This window comes from Vibrio sp. M250220, assembly GCF_036533795.1.
Classification (GTDB): domain Bacteria; phylum Pseudomonadota; class Gammaproteobacteria; order Enterobacterales; family Vibrionaceae; genus Vibrio.
Genome location: NZ_JATABI010000040.1, coordinates 21,763 through 41,942 on the forward strand (window position 1 = coordinate 21,763; position 20,180 = coordinate 41,942).

Annotated in this window: 13 protein-coding genes and 1 pseudogene; 8 read left to right on the plus strand and 6 right to left on the minus strand. The window is 44.5% G+C overall.

Features of this window, described 5'->3' with window-relative positions:
• Positions 1-231: 231 nt before the first annotated feature.
• The 3 genes from QTN94_RS13860 (at position 232) to nspC (ending at position 5,614) form a co-directional block, all read left to right on the plus strand.
• Positions 232-3,132 carry a pyridoxal phosphate-dependent class III aminotransferase gene (locus tag QTN94_RS13860; RefSeq protein WP_331427965.1) on the plus strand — a complete coding sequence of 967 codons (2,901 nt, stop codon included), beginning with the start codon at positions 232-234 and terminating at the stop codon, positions 3,130-3,132.
• A 14-nt stretch (positions 3,133-3,146) separates the two neighbouring features.
• On the plus strand, positions 3,147-4,391 hold the full coding sequence (locus QTN94_RS13865) for a carboxynorspermidine synthase (protein ID WP_331427966.1): 1,245 nt from the start codon (positions 3,147-3,149) through the stop codon (positions 4,389-4,391).
• An 89-nt stretch (positions 4,392-4,480) separates the two neighbouring features.
• The gene (gene nspC / locus QTN94_RS13870; protein ID WP_331417178.1) at positions 4,481-5,614 is read left to right on the plus strand and encodes a carboxynorspermidine decarboxylase; all 1,134 of its coding nucleotides are present in this window, start codon (positions 4,481-4,483) and stop codon (positions 5,612-5,614) included.
• Between the two features lie 69 nt (positions 5,615-5,683).
• Here nspC and QTN94_RS13875 read toward each other — a convergent pair whose 3' ends face one another.
• Positions 5,684-6,196, minus strand: a complete 513-nt coding sequence (locus QTN94_RS13875) for a glycine cleavage system protein R (protein WP_269376350.1) — start codon at positions 6,194-6,196, stop codon at positions 5,684-5,686.
• Positions 6,197-6,407: 211 nt separating this feature from the next.
• Positions 6,408-7,304: a DUF3943 domain-containing protein gene (locus QTN94_RS13880; RefSeq protein WP_331427967.1), complete on the minus strand. Its 897-nt coding sequence runs from the start codon at positions 7,302-7,304 to the stop codon at positions 6,408-6,410.
• 174 nt (positions 7,305-7,478) lie between these two features.
• Here QTN94_RS13880 and QTN94_RS13885 point away from each other — a divergent pair, with 174 nt between their 5' ends.
• Entirely contained in the window at positions 7,479-8,720 is a 1,242-nt protein-coding gene (locus QTN94_RS13885) for a CinA family nicotinamide mononucleotide deamidase-related protein (RefSeq protein ID WP_331427976.1), read from the plus strand.
• 244 nt (positions 8,721-8,964) lie between these two features.
• Positions 8,965-9,204: a 30S ribosomal protein S6 modification protein gene (locus QTN94_RS13890; RefSeq protein ID WP_138971984.1), complete on the plus strand. Its 240-nt coding sequence runs from the start codon at positions 8,965-8,967 to the stop codon at positions 9,202-9,204.
• Between the two features lie 350 nt (positions 9,205-9,554).
• Here the strand turns inward: QTN94_RS13890 and yfaE are convergent, their stop codons facing one another.
• The 4 genes from yfaE to ubiG form a co-directional block, all read right to left on the minus strand.
• Positions 9,555-9,833, minus strand: coding sequence for a class I ribonucleotide reductase maintenance protein YfaE (gene yfaE, locus QTN94_RS13895; RefSeq protein WP_331427968.1), 279 nt, complete (start codon positions 9,831-9,833; stop codon positions 9,555-9,557).
• Positions 9,833-10,966 (minus strand): class Ia ribonucleoside-diphosphate reductase subunit beta, encoded by a 1,134-nt coding sequence (nrdB, locus tag QTN94_RS13900; RefSeq protein WP_331417182.1) that lies wholly within the window; start codon positions 10,964-10,966, stop codon positions 9,833-9,835. Before nrdB ends, yfaE begins: the two co-directional genes overlap by 1 nt.
• Before the next feature lie 83 nt (positions 10,967-11,049).
• On the minus strand, positions 11,050-13,332 hold the full coding sequence (gene nrdA / locus QTN94_RS13905; RefSeq protein ID WP_331427969.1) for a class 1a ribonucleoside-diphosphate reductase subunit alpha: 2,283 nt from the start codon (positions 13,330-13,332) through the stop codon (positions 11,050-11,052).
• A 468-nt stretch (positions 13,333-13,800) separates the two neighbouring features.
• On the minus strand, positions 13,801-14,508 hold the full coding sequence (gene ubiG, locus QTN94_RS13910) for a bifunctional 2-polyprenyl-6-hydroxyphenol methylase/3-demethylubiquinol 3-O-methyltransferase UbiG (protein ID WP_331427971.1): 708 nt from the start codon (positions 14,506-14,508) through the stop codon (positions 13,801-13,803).
• A gap of 284 nt (positions 14,509-14,792) precedes the next feature.
• On the opposite strand from ubiG, the gene gyrA reads away from it, so the two are divergent.
• From gyrA to QTN94_RS13925, 3 genes and pseudogenes are all read left to right on the plus strand, one after another.
• The gene (gene gyrA / locus QTN94_RS13915) at positions 14,793-17,420 is read left to right on the plus strand and encodes a DNA topoisomerase (ATP-hydrolyzing) subunit A (protein ID WP_331427973.1); all 2,628 of its coding nucleotides are present in this window, start codon (positions 14,793-14,795) and stop codon (positions 17,418-17,420) included.
• A 224-nt stretch (positions 17,421-17,644) separates the two neighbouring features.
• Entirely contained in the window at positions 17,645-19,399 is a 1,755-nt protein-coding gene (locus QTN94_RS13920) for a putative bifunctional diguanylate cyclase/phosphodiesterase (protein WP_331427974.1), read from the plus strand.
• Between the two features lie 195 nt (positions 19,400-19,594).
• Positions 19,595-20,044 (plus strand): annotated as a pseudogene (locus QTN94_RS13925) (methyl-accepting chemotaxis protein); the annotation flags it as partial.
• Between the last annotated feature and the right edge of the window lie 136 nt (positions 20,045-20,180).

Sequence of the window (20,180 nt, forward strand, 5' to 3'; positions counted from 1 at the left end):
TTGAATCCACTAAACAAAACTACACTAATCAGCTTAGTTCTACCACAATGCCCTGTTTTACAAGACAGTTGCATTACTGAACCTTGATCTAAATTTTCTTCTATGTAGTCCATCGTAATGGTGGAGCGAATTGTCGTACGCGTTATTTATTTCGATCGCGGAACGGCTTGCTTTACCCTCAATTCAGACATTGTTCTGCTGAGGGATAATTACATTTCAAGGGATTAGATCATGAGCACAGCCTTTGAAGTCGATAACGCAGTGATGAACACCGATATCGCAACCCCTTTTTCTACACAAATTCCAGTATTGAATGGCATCTACGATTTGACGCCAGACCAAGTACTGATTGATCAAGAGCAGCACGAATCTGCCGTACGCTCTTACCCTCGTCGTCTACCTATCGCAATCAAGCAAGCCTACGGTGTGCTTGTTGAAGATACCCGCGGACAGCTATTTCTAGACTGTTTGGCCGGTGCTGGTACGTTGGCATTGGGCTATAACCATCCAGAGATCAACCAAGCACTTAAGGATGAACTCGACAGCGGTTTGCCATATCAGACTCTTGATATTGCAACGGAAGCCAAAACAAAATTCATTAAGAGTGTTAAGCACTTTCTTCCTCAGCAATTAGGCGACAACTGTGTTATTCAGTTTTGTGGTCCTTCAGGCGCTGACGCCGTTGAAGCTGCGATCAAATTAGCTAAGCAGACTACTGGTCGTAATACCATGTTCGCTTTCCGAGGTGCATACCATGGTATGACTAACGGAACCATGGGCATGATGGGTAACTTGGGTACCAAGGCTCGTCGTACCGGTTTGATGTCTGATGTTCACTTTATGCCTTTCCCTTACAGCCTACGCTGTCCGTTTGGATTGGGTGGTGATGAAGGCGCTAAAGCAAGTATCCGGTATATCGAACGTCTGCTAAACGATGATGAAGCGGGCATTATGAAGCCAGCCGCCATCATTGTAGAACCAGTGCAGGGCGAGGGTGGGGTCATTCCTGCGCCTGCTTTCTGGTTACGTGAGTTACGTCGTATCTGTGATGAACACGGTATCCTACTAATTTTTGACGAAATTCAGTGTGGTGTTGGTAAAACTGGCTACAACTTCGCGTTTGAAGAAGCGGGTATCATTCCTGATGTACTGTGTTTATCAAAGGCGATTGGTGGCGGTATGCCTATGTCGTTGCTGGTTATCAACAAGCAGCACGACACATGGAAACCAGGTGAACACACAGGGACTTTCCGCGGTAACCAACTTGCGATGGTATCGGGTGCTAAAGCACTAGAAATTATCCAACGTGATAACTTAGTTGAGCATGCCAACATCGCAGGTCAATATCTGCGTCTTGGTCTTGAAGGCATTCAAAAGCGAGTAGATTGTATCGCAGAAGTGCGTGGCAAAGGCTTGATGCTAGGTGTTGAGATCCGTAAGCCAGGCAGTGAACTGAATAAATTCGGTGAGCCGGTATCTGATGGTCAACTGACACTGAAGATTCAGCGTGCAGCGCTAGAGCGTGGTCTGATGGTAGAAAAAGGTGGGCGTGACGGTTCGGTTATCCGTTTCCTTCCTCCTCTGATTATCTCTTTCGAGCAAATCGATTTTGCGTTACGTGTGATTGAAGAAGCGATTCTTGTTGCTGGCGGCAACCCAGTGTCCCCTGAGCAGGCGAATGAGAGCTGGAAACAGCACTTTATCCAAACTGGTGAAGCAGGCGGTCGTGAGTTTGCCAAAATGATGAACCACGCGACTTCAGCGATGAAAGCCGTGTTTGAACAAGTTGACGCGCCATACTCTGGTCTAGAACCAAAGCTATTGGAGCAAGCGATCAACGCTGTTGACCTAGATAACAGAAACGCGCCACTTGCAGACATTATTGGTGAAACGGCGGAATTAGTCGCGAAAAACTCAATCATTGTTCAGCATCCAGACTGTATCGCTCATCTACATACGCCACCATTGATGCCATCGGTAATCGCGGAAGCGATGATCGCGGCGCTAAACCAATCAATGGATTCTTGGGATCAATCGTCAGCAGCCACTTATGTTGAGCAAAAAGTCGTAGACTGGATGTGCAGCAAGTATGACCTAGGTTCAAAAGCAGACGGTGTATTCACTAGTGGTGGTACGCAAAGTAACCTAATGGGTTTGTTGCTAGCGCGTGACTGGGTAGCAGATAGACTGAACTCTCACTCAGTGCAAAAGCAAGGCTTACCTGATTACGCCTCAAAGCTTCGCATTCTGTGTTCGAAAAAGTCTCACTTCACAGTACAGAAGTCCGCATCTCTGCTTGGGCTCGGTGAAGGCGCGGTATGCTGCGTTGATGCCAATCCAAATGGCACGATGAAAGTGGCAGCGTTACAGGCAGAAGTTGAGGCTCTGCTGGGTCAAGGCCTGATTCCTTTCGCGGTCGTGGGTACAGCGGGGACAACCGATCATGGCGCCATTGATGACCTAGCGGCAATTGCCGATCTCGCACAGCAAAACCAGATGTGGTTCCACGTTGACAGTGCTTATGGTGGTGCGCTGATCTTAAGCAGCCACAAAGACCGTCTAGCGGGTATTGAGCGTGCAGATTCTGTTAGCGTTGATTTCCACAAGTTGTTCTATCAAACAATCAGTTGCGGTGCGATTCTCCTTAAAGACAAAGCTAACTTCCGATTCCTACTTCACCATGCTGATTATCTGAATCGCGAACATGATGAGCTACCGAATCTGGTCGATAAGTCAATCGCGACGACCAAGCGTTTTGATGCGTTAAAAGTGTTCATGACAATGCAGAGTGTCGGTCCAGATGCCCTGGGAGAAATGTACGATCACGTTATTGAACAAACTCAGCGTGTTGCTGAACTTGTTGACGTACATGAAGGGTTTGAGTTACTGGCTCAGCCTTCTCTTTCTACGGTGCTGTTCCGTGCGGTGAATCCAAACGCCACTGCTCTCGATGAGCTGAATAAAGTCGTAAGACTAGAGGCTTTAGTCCGCGGAATAGCGGTGCTAGGTGAGACTGTGGTTGATGGTAAATCGGCACTGAAGTTTACAATTTTAAATCCATGTTTAAAGATTTCTGATTTCGAATCTTTACTGAACAAAATCAATACACTGGCGATTGAGCTAGCAAAATAAAGGTAACAAATACTATGGCTATTCTACAAATTGGTGCAGGTGGTGTCGGATGGGTTGTTGCTCACAAAGCGGCACAAAATAACGATGTTCTAGGTGATATTACCATCGCTTCGCGCACAGTCGGTAAATGTGAAAAAATCATTGAGTCTATTCAAAAGAAGAACAACCTCAAAGATCCTTCTAAAAAGCTAGAATCTCGCGCAGTGAACGCAGATGACGTGGATGCGTTGGTTGCACTGATCAACGACGTTAAACCTGATCTTGTGATCAACGCTGGTCCTCCGTGGGTCAACATCAAGATTATGGAAGCATGTTACCAAACTAAAGTTAGCTACCTAGATACCTCAGTTGCTGTAGACTTGTGCTCAGAAGGTCAGCAAGTTCCTCAAGCGTACGACTGGCAATGGGGTTACCGTGAGAAGTTCGAACAAGCGGGTATCACAGGTATTCTTGGCGCAGGTTTCGATCCAGGTGTGGTATCAGTATTTGCAGCGTATGCAGTTAAGCATCTGTTCGATGAAATCGACACGATTGATGTGATGGACGTAAACGCAGGTGACCATAGTAAGAAGTTTGCGACAAACTTTGACCCAGAAACAAACATGCTTGAAATCCAAGGCGACTCATTCTACTGGGAAAACGAAGAGTGGAAGCAAGTACCGTGTCACTCACGTATGCTTGAATTTGACTTCCCACTTGTAGGTAAGCATAAAGTTTACTCAATGGCGCACGACGAAGTTCGTTCAATGCAAGAGTTCATTCCAGCAAAACGTATTGAGTTCTGGATGGGCTTTGGTGACAGATACCTAAATTACTTCAACTGTATGCGTGATATTGGTCTACTGAGTCCAGAGCCATTAACACTGCATGACGGAACTGTTGTACAGCCTCTTCATGTTCTAAAAGCACTACTGCCAGACCCTACTTCCCTTGCACCGGGTTACACAGGTAAAACCTGTATCGGTACTTGGGTTCAGGGTAAGAAAGACGGCAAAGAGCGCAGTGTCTTCATCTACAACAATGCGGACCATGAAGTTGCATATGAAGATGTAGAACACCAAGCGATTTCTTACACAACGGGTGTTCCTGCAATCACTGCTGCGCTTCAATTCTTCCGCGGTAAGTGGGCGGACAAAGGCGTGTTCAACATGGAACAGCTTGACCCAGATCCGTTCCTAGAAACAATGCCAGAAATCGGCCTAGATTGGCATGTTCAGGAGCTGGAAGTTGGTCAGCCTGTTATCCATAAGCTGAAGTAATCGGCCTGAACGACTGACAGATAAAATTTAAGCCGATGCTTTGCATCGGCTTTATTCGATTTTAGAGTGAACCTACTCAAGGTATTAGAATGCAACATAACGAACTTAAAACCCCTTACTTTATGATCAATGAAGATAAGTTGGTTGAAAACCTCGAGAAAGCGAAACAGCTTAAAGAGATTTCAGGTGTTAAGCTGGTGCTGGCGCTGAAATGTTTCTCAACTTGGGGGGTGTTTGACATCATTAAGCCGTATCTTGATGGTACAACAAGCTCAGGCCCGTTTGAGGTTAAGCTTGGCTACGAAACATTTGGTGGCGAAACACACGCTTATAGCGTCGGATACAGTGAAGAAGACGTACGTGAAGTTGCGGATATCTGTGACAAGATGATCTTCAACTCTCAAAGCCAGTTGGCAGCCTACCGTCACATTGTTGAGGGCAAAGCATCACTAGGATTACGTTTGAATCCAGGTGTGAGCTATGCAGGACAAGACCTTGCTAACCCTGCGCGTCAGTTTTCGCGCTTAGGTGTTCAAGCCGATCACATTGAACCGCAAATTTTTGACGAAATTGATGGCGTGATGTTCCACATGAACTGTGAGAACAAAGATGTGGACGCATTTATCGGCTTGCTTGATGCTATCTCAGAGCAGTTTGGCGAATACCTCGACAAACTTGATTGGGTAAGCATGGGTGGTGGTGTGTTCTTCACTTGGCCTGGCTACGATATCGAAAAACTAGGTTTGGCGCTAAAGGCGTTTGCGCAAAAACACGGCGTTCAAATGTATCTAGAGCCGGGTGAAGCAATCATCACTAAAACCACTGATCTTGTTGTGACTGTGGTTGATATTGTTGAGAACGTAAAGAAAACGGCTATTGTTGATTCGGCGACAGAAGCACACCGTCTGGATACGCTTATTTACAATGAGCCAGCATCGATTCTTGAAGCATCAGAGAACGGTGAGCACGAGTACGTAATTGGTTCTTGTTCTTGTCTGGCTGGCGACCAATTCTGTGTTGCTAACTTCGAACAACCACTAAAGATTGGTCAGCGTCTGCACATTTTGGACAGTGCAGGTTATACCATGGTTAAACTCAACTGGTTTAACGGGCTTCGCATGCCTTCGGTTTACTGTGAACGCTCTAATGGTTCGATCGAAAAGCTGAACGAGTTCGACTACTCAGACTTTAAACGTTCATTGTCTCAATGGTCAGTGAAATAAGATTGACTGACTTCGACTAGCAACGAAAAAGAGAGCGACATTGGCGCTCTCTTTTTTTAACAAACTGCCTTAGCTTTCAACTAAGACGCGAGTATCTTCACTGAGAGACTCCAGTTCATTAGCGACATCTTTGATGTCGAGCTCTTTAGGTAATCTTATTGCCATATTTGCGGTAAATAGACTTGAACTGACACCGCCACCACCAGCGATAAATACGCGTTGACAATCCATATCTAGAATATTAATACCTTGGCCATCAAGTACATGAGTGATCTCATTGACAATACCCGCTCGATCGTTGGAATCGAGTCTTAATTGGTAGATGGTATCAACGTGATGATTGGCCTGATCGGATTCCGTGATTTGTACCAGTAAATCTGGGTGACCATTGAAAGCATCTTTGACCACCTCGGCATTCTCAGTAGGCAGCTCAACTTTTATTACCGCAGCAACTTGATCCTCAATAAAATTAACTTTGCTGATTAACCACTTACCACCATTCTCATGGGTGATTGCGGCTAACTGCTTAATTGTCGCAGGTGTTGCTTTACCGACGAAATTAACGATAAATGTGCTTTGCATAGTGGGCCTCCTAGCGTTGATACAGGCAAGATTCATCGGTCCAAACCTATAGGAGGATGACTGCCTAAATTCAGTTTAGGATTGTGGCAAATGTTAGGTTTGACTTGGGTCAACTTTTAAACCTAATCTATTGTTGGCATTACTAATATCACGTAGCGAGCACAAAAAAAGCGACGTGGAGACGTCGCTTTTTCATAGGATTGAGAGGTATTTAGAAGGTGATTTTCATTTCTACGCCGTAGAAAACATCATCGTAGCTCGCACCCGCATCCATGGCGAACTTAGCTGCATCTTGGTTACCAAACCAAGGTTTGCTGCTGTACTGGAACTCAGCGCTGCCGCCCCATGCGTCACTGACCCAGCCATGAATATGGCCAACAGGGTTGAGGAAGAATAGGGTAATGCCACCCATGGTTTCAGAACCCATGACTTCGCCACCAGAAGCTACGATATCTTGTTCTGCTTCGAACATCATTTCACCGACAACCGCACCAAAGAACGGAGTAATGAAGATATCTTGCCATGACGGGATCTCTGCGAAGGCCTCGACGCCGTATTCCCAGAAGAATGTCGACATAGTGGCAGAGTAAAGGAACGACTCAAATTCATTGAATCCAGCATGGCGAGCTGCGGTGTAGTAAACACCCCCAAAATATGGGTGCATGATGTAGTTGAGGAAATGTTCATCACGGTCCCAAACTGGGCCATCAGTGACGTTATTTTTCCATTTTTTACCAAGGCCACTTAAGTCACGATCTTCTTCATCCCACTTTGTAATAGATTCTGGAAGTAGTGTCATCAAGCCGACAGTTGCAACGCTTAAACCTAAGATGGTGTAAGTCTGACCCATAAGGTAGCCCCAATCTTTTTCGCTTGAAGGCGTGAGATATTTTGGCAGCCCCTGATCTTCAAGTTTGAGATCATTTTCGGTCAAACTTAACCAATAAGGATCTTTAGATTGATATTGATAGGAGTGATTGTAGAATGTGTCGGTCTCAGCTTGATCTACTGTATACGAAAACTCAATGTTTTGATTTGATTCATAAACATTAGCGTTGGCGCAAGCAGACGCTGACAACATTAAAGCAGCAATGCTTTTTTTGAACACAGAAAACTCCATCGTTATTATTTTAATGATCAGGTTCACAATTATCTTATAAACTTAGCGGAATAGAAACCCGTAATTGTCCTAAATAAGTAATTGGTTCGATTTTAGGACTATGAGAATAGTATTTATAAGTTAAACTCACGAACGTGAGAGGTTTCCCACAAAGGATAAATGATGTTAAAAATCGCAATGCTAAGCACAGGGGAAGAAGTTCTTCACGGAGATATTGTTGATTCCAATGCTGCGTGGTTGTCACGTCGATTTTTCGAAAATGGTTACAGTCTGACCAAACGTTCAACGGTTGGCGATGAAATGTCTGCGCTAGTGGAAGAGCTTATGATGCTCAGTTTCAATAGCGACATTGTCATTGTAAATGGTGGTTTGGGGCCAACTAGCGATGATTTAAGTGCTCAGGCAGCCGCAGAAGCCGCCGAAACAGAGTTGGTGCTGTATCCTGAATGGTTGGAAAAACTAGAGCGTTTTTTTGCTGCTCGTGGTGTCACTATGCCAGAAAGCAATCGCAAACAAGCCATGTTGCCAAAAGATTCCGTTCTACTCGATAACCCGATTGGAACGGCTTGCGGGTTCAAAGTTACTTTCAATAACTGTGATTTTTATTTCACTCCTGGGGTACCGAGTGAATTCAAGTTAATGGTCGATCAACAGATCCTACCGGATATGAAGCAAGTTCATCCCGATATTGCGGGTCTCGAGTGCAGTAAACTCTACACATTTGGCACCTCAGAGTCTGCGCTGTCCGATAAACTTGATAAAGTTCAGTTGCCTCAAGGGTACACGCTTGGCTATCGTTCATACCTTCCATACATCGAAGTGAAACTGTTTGGTCCAAAGAACGATTTGGATAATCGCGTCAAGCTGCTACAAATCATTTTCAACTTGATTGAAAGTAATGTCGTGAGTGTCGATGAGTCGATGCCAGAACATCTTGCTTTCCTCATTCAAGAGAAACAGTACTCGATATCGACCGCTGAGCAGTCAACCTTTGGTGCGTTGTCTCAATGTTTGCACTCAGACTCCGAAGCAGCCCAATACTGTGGTCATGGTTGGGTGTTAGGTGAGCGTGTTGCTGTTGGAGATTCGAATGATGATCCATTGGCGGCGGCCTTTGCCCTTGTAGGTGCGACCAAAGATAAATGTGCAACGGATCTGGCGATTGTGACAGGTAAGGTATCCGACAAAACCTTTTCCGTGGCGATTGCGGCACCGGAGGGGGAGTGGGGGCAAACCTTGACCTTGAATCGTAATTACAGTCGCGATGAGCAAGTTCTCGTTATCACCACAGTGGCGGCAGATATGTTACGTCGTTACCTAAGCGCTAAGCCGATGTTCGTTTCCTACAGTTCTCTAACTAGAGAAAAGGAAATGTTCGTTCCACGAAACGTCCTCAAAGCATAGTTATTCAGCTAGAAGAGCGAGCCAGTTTTGTCAAACTGGCTCAGACTGCTGTTCTGTAATAAGTGAATGAATATGTTTCTTATTACTCGTGTCGTCTCATATTATTTTCTTATGCAAAAATCATATAATGCTTAACGCGATGATTTTCAATAGAACAGAAACTTGTCTTACTTTTGCAACGTGCATTCTTCACAATAACCTTTAAACTGACTATTCGATTTGCAAACTGTTCAAGGAGGTTCGCATGTTTGGTCAATCAAAAATCATTGTGTGGTATCAGGTTGCAAGCCAAAAAGTCCTTTTGGGTGAGGCGGTTAGGGATGGTCGTCAAGATATGATCTCATTATGGCTGCAAGCTCCAAAAGAGAAGCGAGGCGAAGATAGCCTTGGCTATCACCTATCGTTGTTCGATGACGATGGCAGGGAGATTGCAGACAAGTCTGTCTCCATGGTGACAGCCGATCAGTTTTTGTCGCGAGCTTAAATCTCAGGTACAACCACAAAATTAGTTTAGTTTTCACTTCACTGTTTTGGTGAATAGTTATTCATATTAGCGTTATCATTCGAAAGGTCTGGAGAATAGAATTTTGGCTTCTGATCAGTGAGTGGTAGGGTTTTGTGACTGACACAGCGAGTTAGAGATGTAATGGAATATGTTTTTCTAAACGCTGTGATCAGACCTTATTCCTACGATTAAATCCAGCAAATTTACGACTAATGGATGAGACGAGTCTTCTTGCAACAAAAGGTTAATCCGTTAAGCTGAAGAACACAAAATAAAACGGCCGACACCATAATGATATCGGCCGTTTGTGGTTAGAACAGTGCAAGTTGTTATGCGCGCTTCTCTTTTAGTACGTAGTTGACACCCTCAATCTCGATGTCTGACTTCGCTTTACAGATGCACGGCAAAATCTCTTTCTCTAGCGTGTAAGCCATTGCAAAACCAACGTATTCCACTTCTCCAAAAACCAGGGTGCAGCGGCAAGCGCCACAATGACCATCTCGACAGTTATATTCTGGCTCTAACCCAGCGTTTTCCATCGTTTCCAAAATGGTATTTGATGGGTGAGACTGGATAGCAGTGAGGCCGTTAATTTTGATATTGGGCATTACAGTTCAAAGTCCTTGAAGTCGTCCGCGCGAACATCACTGTCGATCTGACCGACAAGGTAAGATGAGATTTCTGCTTCTTGCGGCGCAACCTGCACGTTGTCTGAAGATAACCATGCATTGATCCAAGGAATCGGGTTAGATGTCGCTTCAGGGTAAGCCGCATCAAGACCGACAGCCTGCATACGGATGTTGGTGATGTATTCAACGTATTGGCAAAGAATGTCTTTGTTCAGACCGATCATCGAGCCATCTTTGAATAGGTATTCCGCCCACTCTTTCTCTTGCTCTGCTGCTGCTTTGAACAGATCGAAACACTCTTGCTTACACTCTTCAGCGATTTGCATGAATGAGAAGTCATCCTGACCGTTGCGCAGTAGGTTGATCATATGCTGCGTACCGGTTAAGTGAAGTGCTTCATCACGAGCAATTAGCTTGATGATTTTAGCGTTACCTTCCATAAGCTCACGTTCAGCAAATGCGAATGAACAAGCAAAACTTACGTAGAAACGAATGGCTTCTAATGCATTAACCGACATTAGACACACATATAGTTTCTTCTTCAGGTCATGCAGTTTAATGGTGATCTCTTCACCGTTAACCTGATGAGTGCCTTCGCCATAGCGGTGGTAGTCATTGGTCATCTTAATCAGATCATCGTAGTAGTGAGAAATGTCTTCAGCACGTTTTAGGATATGCTCGTTCTCTACGATATCGTCAAACACCAAACCAGGGTCGTTCACGATGTTACGAATGATGTGCGTGTATGAGCGAGAGTGAATCGTTTCAGAGAAAGACCAAGTCTCGATCCACGTTTCTACTTCTGGTAGTGACACAAGGGGAAGTAGTGCAACGTTTGGGCTACGACCTTGAATAGAATCAAGCAAGGTTTGGTATTTTAGGTTAGAGATGAAAATGTGTTTTTCATGCTCTGGTAGCTTGTTGTAATCGATACGGTCGCTAGATACGTCAACTTCTTCTGGACGCCAGAAAAATGAAAGCTGCTTTTCAATCAGCTTTTCGAAAATCTCAAATTTCTGTTGGTCGTAGCGCGCTACGTTTACTGACTGGCCTAAGAACATTGGTTCTTTTAGCTGGTCATTTTTGTTTCGGTTAAAAGTACTGTAAGCCATGATGCCTCAATTCCTTTTATGCCCCTCGTTACAAGAGGGGCGAATAATTTGTTATGCCTTAGCCACTGAAAGTGGGCCAGGGATTAAATCTTACAACCGCCGCCTGCGCAATCGTCATCTTGTGGTTGTACAGCGTCCTTCTGGTCGTCGCTCGCACCATCACGTGTGTTATGGTAGTAAAGCGTCTTAACACCGAACTTATACGCAGTAAGAAGATCTTGCAGCAGTTTCTTCATTGGTACTTTACCGCTTTCGAAACGCGTTGGGTCGTAGTTAGTGTTTGCAGAGATAGCTTGGTCAACAAACTTCTGCATGATACCAACTAGGTGCAAGTAACCTTCGTTCGAACCAATGTTCCACAGAAGTTCGTAGTTGTCTTTGTACTCAGTAAACTCAGGAACAACTTGCTTCAAGATACCATCTTTAGACGCTTTCACTGATACATAGCCACGTGGCGGCTCAATGCCGTTAGTCGCGTTAGAAATCTGAGAAGAGGTCTCAGAAGGCATCAATGCTGTTAAGGTAGAGTTACGCAGACCATGTGTCATGATCTCTTGGCGTAGGCCATCCCAGTCATAGTGCAGCGGCTCATCACAGATCTTATCCACGTCTTTCTTGTAAGTGTCGATAGGAAGTAGACCTTTCGCGTAGTTTGTCTCTTCGAATAGAGGACACTTACCTTGCTCTTTTGCTAGTGCTACTGATGCTTTCAACAAGTAGTATTGAATCGCTTCAAATGTACGGTGAGTTAGGCCGTTTGCGCTGCCATCAGAGTATTTCACGCCATTCTTAGCAAGGTAGTAGGCGTAGTTGATAACGCCCACACCTAGAGTACGACGGTTCATAGTAGATTTGTACGCCGCTGGAAGAGGGTAGTCTTGGTAATCAAGCAGTGCGTCAAGAGCGCGAACAACAAGATCTGACAGCTCTTCAAAATCGTCGAGCGACTTAATTGAACCCAAGTTAAATGCAGACAGAGTACACAGTGCGATTTCGCCTGAGTCATCTTCAACGTTGGTTAACGGTTTGGTCGGCAGTGCAATCTCAAGACACAGGTTAGACTGACGGACTGGTGCAACTTCAGCGTCAAATGGGCTGTGAGTATTACAGTGGTCAACGTTCTGAATGTAGATACGACCTGTAGAGGCACGCTCTTGCATCAAGATAGAGAACATCTCAATTGCTTTTACGGTCTCTTTTTTGATTGATGGATCATTTTCATATTGAACGTATAGGCGCTCAAACTCATCTTGGTTCTGGAAGAACGCGTCGTAAAGTCCAGGAACGTCAGAAGGCGAGAATAGCGTGATGTTGCCACCCTCAACCAGACGTTGGTACATCAAACGGTTCAACTGAACGCCGTAGTCCATATGACGAACACGGTTTTCTTCTACACCACGGTTATTTTTCAGGACCATAAGTGCTTGAGATTCACCGTGCCATAGTGGGTAAAATACGGTCGCTGCACCGCCACGAACGCCGCCCTGAGAACAACATTTCACCGCAGTTTGAAAATACTTGTAGAACGGGATACAACCAGTGTGGAATGCTTCGCCACCACGGATCTCTGAACCTAGAGCGCGGATACGACCTGCGTTGATACCGATACCAGCACGTTGTGATACATAACGAACGATAGAGCTCGCCGTCGCATTGATAGAATCTAAGCTATCACCACACTCGATCAGTACACATGAACTGAACTGACGAGTAGGAGTACGTACACCAGACATAATTGGTGTAGGTAGAGAAATTTTGAATGTTGAAGTCGCATCGTAGAAACGCTTGATGTAATCAAGACGAGTCTCTTTTGGATACTTAGCAAACAAACAAGCCGCAACAAGAATGTATAGGAACTGAGCACTTTCGTAGATCTGGCCTGATACGCGGTTTTGTACAAAGTACTTACCTTCAAGCTGTTTAACAGCTGCGTATGAGAAATTCAGGTCACGCTTGTGGTCTAAGTAGTTATCTAGCTCATCCAGTTCTGCTTTGGTGTAATCTTCCAGAATGTGCTTATCGTATTTACCTAGCTCAACAAGATGAGATACATGAGCATACAGTGCTGGTGGCTCATATTGACCGTACGCTTTTTTGCGCAGGTGAAATACAGCCAGACGAGCAGCAAGATATTGGTAGTCAGGTGTCTCTTCAGAGATTAAGTCAGCCGCTGATTTGATGATAGTTTCATGAATATCAGAGGTTGTAATCCCATCGTAGAACTGAATGTGAGCGCGTAGTTCTACTTGAGATACAGAGACGTTATCTAGACCTTCTGCAGCCCAGGTAATAACGCGATGGATCTTTTCAAGATCAATACTTTCTTTGCGTCCGTTACGCTTTGTAACGGTAAGTTGTTGGTTCATTCTGCTTCATTTCCCTAACAAAACTGATTAAAGCCGGATTTTTGTGTAATTCTTGTAAAATTCGTTCCGGCTTTGTGATCAAAGTCTATCTATATATTGTAGTACAAACACAACATATAGGGGTGTACCGAGGTGCGGATTACAAGATAGTGCTATCCCCACTGTATTTCAAGTTGCAGATCTTGGATGACTTGTGGATAACTAACAAAAATGAAAAAAACAGTAAGTGTCTACTAACCGATGAAGTTAGAGCAGCAAAGATTGTGTAAAACTGCACTTTGAGGATCGGTTTAGAAGTAACCATAAACAAAAAAAAATCCCTTGATCTTTACTCAATTTTGAGTGCGATTATTGAGTTGATTAAATTGGAATCAGATCGACAAAAATAGGTTAAAAAAGAACTAAAAAAGGCGGTGAGCTTGTGCTGCCGCCTTAAACATAACCTTGTCTTTAATCAGGTGAAATTTGCTAAAACTTTTGAGTGTGGACGATGTAGTTCACGTCAACATTTCGACCTAGTTTATAGGTGTCGGTAAGAGGGTTGTAGTGCAGACCAGTTATCGCCATTTCAGTCAAATCTGTGTTGTCGACCATCTTGATTAGCTCAGCAGGGCGAATAAACTTATCGTGGTCATGCGTCCCTTCAGGAACGATTTTAAGCAGCTTCTCTGCACCCACAATCGCAAACAGATACGACTTAACGTTACGGTTGAGAGTAGAGAAGAAAACATGACCACCAGGCTTTACAAGTGCTGCACATGAGCGAATGACTGACTGAGGATCAGGAACATGTTCTAGCATCTCCATACAGGTCACAACATCGTACTTACCTGCATTGTCGACAGCGTGATCTTCGATGGTACTCTGGATGTAAGTGAGCTTAGTTCCTGTTTCAAGGGCATGAAGGCGAGCAACTTCAAGGGGCTCTTTACCCATATCTAGACCAGTCACCACAGCACCTTGCTTTGCCATGCTTTCAGCAAGAATACCGCCACCACAACCGACATCGAGGACGTTTTTTCCAAATAAGCCGTCAGCCTTGTCAAGAACATAGTCTAAACGTAATGGGTTGATTTGGTGTAGTGGCTTAAATTCGCCCTCCAAATCCCACCAGCGTGAGGCCATATCCTCAAACTTCTTAATTTCATTTGGATCGACGTTTTGTGATTGGGTCATAACAACTCTATTAATTAACCAGCTTCCTTGAAGGGGGCATTATACCCTTTAAATGATAACACTCCACAAGGAGGGGGCACTTTTATCGATTGTTGAACAAAATGTAGCCACTAATCAGCAAGATATAAGATCAGTGTGCAATTTCTCGGCGTTTGATTCACAACCAACCTCACAACCTGATAAAAGGAGAGGGAAAGTAATGCCGAACTACTGAAATGTATGTTATATTTTTGCACCTTAAACGTATTGTACATACGATCTATAAATAGAGGGATAATGGCTCTATGAGCGATCTAGCGAAAGAGATCACGCCCGTAAACATTGAAGATGAGCTTCGAGGTTCATACCTAGACTATGCGATGTCAGTTATCGTTGGTCGTGCTCTTCCAGATGTGCGTGATGGCCTAAAGCCTGTACACCGCCGCGTTTTGTTCGCGATGAATGTACTTGGTAACGATTGGAATAAACCATATAAAAAATCTGCCCGTGTTGTTGGCGACGTAATCGGTAAATATCACCCACATGGTGATATCGCTGTGTACGATACTATCGTACGTATGGCACAGCCGTTTTCGCTCCGTTACATGCTAGTCGACGGTCAAGGTAACTTCGGTTCGATCGATGGTGACTCAGCGGCGGCAATGCGTTACACCGAAGTTCGCATGGCTAAAATCGCCCACGAACTTCTCGCAGACCTAGATAAAGAAACAGTGGACTATGTACCAAACTACGACGGTACTGAACAAATTCCAGCTGTTCTACCTACAAAAATTCCTAACCTGCTGGTAAACGGTGCTTCTGGTATCGCGGTAGGTATGGCAACCAACATTCCACCACATAACCTTGGTGAAGTGATTGATGGCTGTCTTGCGTACATCAATAATGAACAAATCACTATTGATGAGCTGATGGATTACATTCCAGGCCCAGACTTCCCGACAGCGGCGCTAATTAGCGGTCGCAAAGGTATCGTAGATGCCTACAAGACTGGCCGTGGCAAGATCTACATGCGTTCTAAAGCGGAAATCGAGACAGAAAAGAATGGTAAAGAGACCATCATTGTTACCGAGATCCCTTATCAGGTAAACAAAGCTCGCTTGATTGAAAAAATTGCGGAGCTTGTAAAAGATAAGAAAGTAGAAGGCATCAGTGCACTGCGCGACGAGTCTGATAAAGACGGTATGCGCATTGTTATCGAATGTAAGCGCGATGCAGTAGGCGAAGTGGTTCTAAACAACCTTTACGCTCAAACTCAGTTGCAGACAACGTTCGGCATCAACATGGTTGCACTGAACAATGGTCAACCTCAGCTATTCAACCTGAAAGATATGTTGAAGTGCTTCGTTGATCACCGTCGTGAAGTGGTGACTCGTCGTACTATCTACGAACTACGTAAAGCGCGCGACCGTGCACATATCCTAGAAGGTTTAGCACTAGCGTTAGCGAACATCGATGAAATCATCGACCTTATCCGTAACGCACCAACGCCAGCTGAAGCTAAAGCAGGCTTGGTTGCTCGCGGCTGGGATTTGGGTAATGTGGCGGCGATGCTAGAGCGCGCTGGTACTGACGCTGCTCGTCCAGATTGGCTAGAAGCTCAATACGGTATCCGTGATGGCTTGTACTTCCTGACAGAAACTCAAGCACAAGCAATTCTAGACCTACGTCTACACAAACTAACAGGTCTTGAGCACGAGAAAATTCTTGATGAATACAAGCAACTTCTAGAAGAGATTGCTGAACTGATGCACATCCTTGCAAGCACAGAACGCTTGATGGAAGTGATCCGTGAAGAACTTGAATCTGTTCGTGATGCGTTTGGCGATGTTCGTCGTACAGAAATTACTGCCGCAAGCCATGATATCGACATGGAAGAGCTGATTGCTCGTGAAGACGTAGTAGTAACACTTTCTCACGAAGGTTACGTCAAATACCAAATCCTAAGCGATTACGAAGCTCAGCGTCGTGGTGGTAAAGGTAAGAGCGCAACTAAGATGAAAGAAGAAGACTACATTGAACGTCTTCTAGTGGCGAATACCCACGACAACATCCTATGTTTCTCTACTCGCGGTAAGACATACCGCTTGAAAGTGTACCAACTACCGCTAGCAAGTCGTACTGCACGTGGTAAACCAATCGTCAACATTCTTCCACTGGAAGAAGGCGAGCGTATTACCGCGATTCTGCCAGTCTCTGAGTTCAGTGCCGATAAGTTTATCTTTATGGCGACTGGCGACGGTACAGTTAAGAAAACGTCACTGGATCAGTTTGCAAACGTTCGTTCAAATGGTCTGATTGCGGTTAATCTACGTGAAGATGACTCTCTGATCGGTGTTGACATTACAGACGGTCAAAGTGACATCATGCTGTTCTCTAAAGCGGGTAAAGTTGTTCGCTTTAGTGAAGATAAAGTACGTGCAATGGGACGTACAGCGGCAGGTGTTCGTGGTATGAAACTGGCCGATGACGATCAAGTAGTATCGCTAATTGTTCCTTCTAACGAGGGTGACATCCTGACTGTGACTCAAAACGGTTTTGGTAAGCGTACTGAACTTACAGAGTACCCAATCAAAGGACGCGCAACACAAGGTGTAGTATCAATCAAGGTTTCTGAACGTAACGGCCCAGTGGTTGGTGCGGTTCAGGTAGAGGAAGGCGACGAGATGATGATGATCACCGACGCTGGAACCTTGGTTCGTACACGCGTAGCGGAAGTAAGCCAAGTGGGTCGTAACACTCAAGGTGTGACGCTCATCCGTACTTCAGCTGATGAAAGCGTTGTTGGTCTACAGCGAATTGACGAAGTTGAAGAAGCTGAACTTCCAGAAGGTGAAGAGGGTGTTGAAGGTGAACAAACTGTATCATCAGAAGCACCAGAGGCAGACCAAAAAAGTGATGATACTGAAGCCTAAGCTAAAGTAATAATCTAATTAATGAGGAATGCCAGACGAAAGTCTGGCATTTTTTTTGTCTTTTTATTTAAGGTGATAGAGGTCATAGGAACATTTTCGACTATGCTTTAGGTTAGTAGTATAATCATTTAATGGTATTGTGTTCTATTTAATGATTGTGCATACTGTATGCTTCTTGGTCATTTATAGGCTTATTTGCAGGCATTTTTAGTAAGGAGGGTTGAGTGCAGTTGAAGCATTTCAATCGAGTAGTCCAATATGGTGTAACAGCTTTTTTCTTTATTTCTGTTGCCCTAATAACCTATACACTTATCTCTGAACATAAGTCTATTCGTCTGCTTTACACTGCGTTTCCTATTGCTATGTTAGTCGCTTACTTTTCACCTCATAGGCGACTTAAAATTATTGCAAGTTTGGTCTCTTTATTCTTGATCTTCGGAGGTTCGATTATCGAACCTTTAGAGATGGATGCCATTGAAGAAAGCTTACTTGTCTTACCCCTCTGCTACATCATCTTGTTTCCAGGTTCACTGTGGCCAATCGCGGTGGGACTTGGGCTGATAGGCAGCTACCTTATTGATCTTCCTACTGAAGAGTTTGACGAGTTCGTCGAAGATGCAATTGAAGTACTCTTTATTACGATATTTGCCACAGTGATGACCTTCTATCAGCAAAAAGCGAAAAAGCAATCACGGTTGTATAAGCGGGCAAGTTTGACTGACTATTTGACCAATCTGCCTAATCGTAAGTCCTTTTTCCAAGCGGTGAGTGACCTTAGTTCCAGTGATCAGATGGACTATGCAGCGATTCAGGTCGGCTTGAACAACTTAAAGAAAGTGAATGACGATTTGGGCTACGGTTATGGTGATGAATTACTGTATCAATTCGCTTGCCACATTAAAAGACTTGTAGGTGGACACGGAAAACTATTTCGCTTAGGCGGTGATGAACTGATTATCTTGGTTGCCTGCCAGAATGGCGAACTCTATGAAGTGAATAAACTTATCGATCGACTTGAGGCGCATCATGACACAGTGTGTAAGATCCACAACACTTCGCACAGACTGAGATACAGAGGAGGATGTGCTCTGCTAAGTGATGCGCAAAATAACATCAAAGTATGGGGAAAAAACGTCGATGCGGCTGTTGCTCGAGGCAAGCAGAACGAATCGATTCGTGTCCAATGGTACGATGATGAATTGATGGATGAGACGATTCGTGCGCATCAGATTGAAATAGAACTCAAAGGCGCGATTGATAACCAGCAATTGTTCCTTGTCTATCAGCCAAAAGTCGATTTAGAAAGCAATAAGATCGTCGGTGCGGAAGCCTTGATCCGCTGGCTGCATCCAGATTTAGGGCTTGTGGCACCCAATGATTTTATTGGTGTTGCGGAGCGAACCGCGCAAATCATCCCAATCGGCCGATGGGTTTTCGAACAAGCCATTATTCAGGCTAAGGCTTGGCTCGATAAGGGCTCGCTGATTCCTATTTCTATCAATGTTTCCAGCGTTCAGTTTGCTCATGACGATATCTTTCCTTACATCATGGAACAGCTAGAGAAACACAAGTTGCCAGCCAATTGTTTGCAGATTGAAATCACCGAAACCGCAATGATGGATAAGCATTCCCAAGTTGCTCAGACTTGTAAAAAACTTCAAGACCTAGGGGTCACGATAGCCATTGATGATTTTGGGGTGGCGTATTCTTCATTGAACTATCTAAAACATCTACCTATCGATGTGGTCAAGATCGACAAGTCATTTATTGATGACTGCGTAGAAGACGTCACCGACCATATGATTGTTCGAACCATAATCCAAATGGGACACAACCTAAACAAAACGGTGATTGCCGAAGGGGTAGAAGTCGACGAGCAACTCGAATTACTGCGTCGGGAAAAATGTCATCAGTATCAGGGTTACCTTTTTTCCAAGCCCATTTCTGCCGCAGAGTTTAATCAATTACTCATACAATAGTTGACAAATTGATGTCAAAAGTGGGTATAGAGTGCTGTGGTGATGACATGCGCAAAAAACACCGTCATACGTTTATTAAAATATCGGGATAACAATACGTTATCTTAAGTCAAGATACTGACATTAATTGGTGCAAATGTAAGAAATTGCCGATAAAATTCCCTTCCTGTCTGTTCCACTAATTGTATAGAAACCATGAAACTATCCTTAAAACAAAAACTCATCGGCGCGAGTTTAATCGCCGTTGTGCTGATGGCAAGCGCTTTGACGTGGCTATCCGCCGATCAACTATCAAAACAAACACGTAATGGTGTCAATGCACGTGCAACAAGCTTAGCAAATGCGGCATCTGCAGGCGTTTCGGACTGGATATCGATCCGTAAAGATATTGCCAGTGCATTCAACGACTACAGCCGTGAAGCCGATGTGGTTCCGTTCCTGCAGCAAGCACGCAAAGCGGGCGGTTTTGATGACATTTTCCTTGGTACGCCAGAAGGTGGGATGTACCGATCACACCCTGAACGTAATCGTGCAGATTACGACCCACGCGTTCGTCCTTGGTATATCGATGCGAGTAATGCGGGTAAACAGATCATTACCACAGCCTACACCGACGCAATCACCAATGCGTTACTAGGGTCTGTTGATCTTTCGTGATGATTTTTTGAACGGCATGGTGAAGGTTATAATCATTTCGCCAAAAACAAATCACAACTGAGTTCACCATGCCAAGGACAATGCTAACTGATAAACGATGGGAAAAGCTACTTCAAGTGATGAC